This window comes from Azospirillum sp. B4 (genome assembly GCF_000333275.1).
Taxonomy (GTDB): Bacteria; Pseudomonadota; Alphaproteobacteria; order Azospirillales; family Azospirillaceae; genus Nitrospirillum.
The window spans coordinates 1-1,656 of sequence record NZ_BACU01000264.1; the positions used below are offsets into that span (position 1 = coordinate 1).

Below are 1,656 nucleotides of genomic sequence, written 5' to 3' on the forward strand. Positions count from 1 at the left end.
AAAAGCGCCCCGCGTCTATTTCACACAAGGGAAGACCGGCGATCTGGTCACCATCAAGGGATGCCCGGCCGGGCGGAACATCCTGACCGGCACCCGCTACCGGGTGGACAACCCAAAGATCGTCGAGCTTCAAATCGGCAAGCCCGGCATCCGCGCGGCTGCCAAGGAATCGGCCCGCTTCGGCGTGTACCTGGTCGTGGCGGTCGATGTGGCAGACTACATCCTGCGGGACAACGCGACGCTGGGCCAATTGCTGGGCAGCCTGACCGTGGACATCCCATCCGTTGTTCTGGCGTCGGTCGCGGGTGCGGCCGCCGGCACCTACGTCGCCGGAAGCGCGGTGGCGGGGCTGGCCGTCATTGGCAGCTTCGCTTGTGGCCCGTTCCTGGTGGCCCTGGCCGTCGGGGTGGCGGTGGGCTACGGCCTGTACAGGCTTGATGAGTATTTCCACCTGACCGACAAGTTGAGCGAGGCCTATGACAAGGGGCTGGCGAAACTGGGCCAGGCCTTCCAGCAATTGGGCGCGGAGGCGGAGCAGCGCTTCCATCAGTTGGCCAACAGCAAGATGGTTCATGACCTGTCCCAGGAGGCGCACGACATCGCGGCCAAGCTGGCCCGGCAGGCCGACTGGGTGCGATGGGAGTTGGCGCATTGGTGATGGGGATTCCGGCTTTGCGAGAACGACTGAAAGCGCTGCCTGTGTTCCTGGGATTCGCCGCCGTGGGCGGCATCCTGCTGGCCCTGGCCCTGGTCAGCCTGATCCCCTTGGCCCACAATATCAGCGCTGGCGCCCCCCTGATCACCCTGGCTCCGCGCGATGCCATCGGTCTGCCCCTGGCGGTAACGCTCTTCGCGTTCGCGACGATGACGCTGTTCCGCGCGCCGGACATCGGCCCGGCCAAGCGCAACCGCCGCCGGGACGCGGCACCGGCCAGCCGCTTCAATGGCCCAGTCATCTGTCTGGGGGTGGCTGTGCTGGGGATCGTGCTCGCCCTTCTGGCGTCGCCCCTCACCACCATCATCGTGCAGACGGTGATGACCAACCGCGGCTATATGTCCTGTCCGGCCCTGCCGGGGGAACGTCCGGCCCACCTGCGGTGGACGCGCGACACCGCGGCGCAATGTCCCCATCCGGAAAGATGAACCCAGAAAGATGAGGCAGGAAAGGTGAACAGCGCCTAAGCGCCGGCTTGTAGTAGGTCCGCCTTGTAGCGGCGGCTGGCGGTCACGGTCAGGCCGGTGTTCAGGGTAACGTCCAGGTCGCCGGAGGGGCGGGTGTCCACCCGCTGGATGGCGGCACGATTGACCAGGCGGGAACGGTGGACGCGCACGAACAGGTGGGCCGGCAACTCGGCCTGAAGGTCGGCCAGGGCGCGGCGCACCAGATGCACCCGCTCCGCCGTCATGACTTCCACATATTTGCCGGCAGCGCTGACCTGGACGATCTCCTCCGGCGCCACGAACACCCGGCGTGACCCAACCTTCAGTTCCAGGCGGGCCGGCGGTTCCGGTGCCGGGGGGACCACCGGCGCCAGGACGGCGGTGGTCTGCTGCGCCTCGACCAGCGCCACGACCCGCGACAGGCGGACAAGCTGGCGCCCCATGGTTAGTATCGCGGCGGCGATCAGATAGGTAAGGGCATCCTTGCGGAACTCA

The 1,656-nt window shown here is 67.0% G+C and carries 3 protein-coding genes; 2 read left to right on the top strand and 1 reads right to left on the bottom strand.

Annotated features, from left to right (window positions below; genetic code table 11):
- The coding region (locus I55_RS36995) for a hypothetical protein (RefSeq protein ID WP_044560682.1) at positions 1 to 658 on the top strand (658 nt) is incomplete at its 5' end.
- A gap of 41 nt (positions 659 to 699) precedes the next feature.
- The gene (locus I55_RS11430; protein ID WP_044560683.1) at positions 700 to 1,143 is read left to right on the top strand and encodes a hypothetical protein; all 444 of its coding nucleotides are present in this window, start codon (positions 700 to 702) and stop codon (positions 1,141 to 1,143) included.
- Between the two features lie 35 nt (positions 1,144 to 1,178).
- On the opposite strand, the gene I55_RS11435 is transcribed toward I55_RS11430, so the two are convergent.
- Positions 1,179 to 1,656 (bottom strand): LytTR family DNA-binding domain-containing protein (locus tag I55_RS11435; RefSeq protein WP_148293680.1); only part of this gene is annotated, 478 nt, incomplete at its 5' end.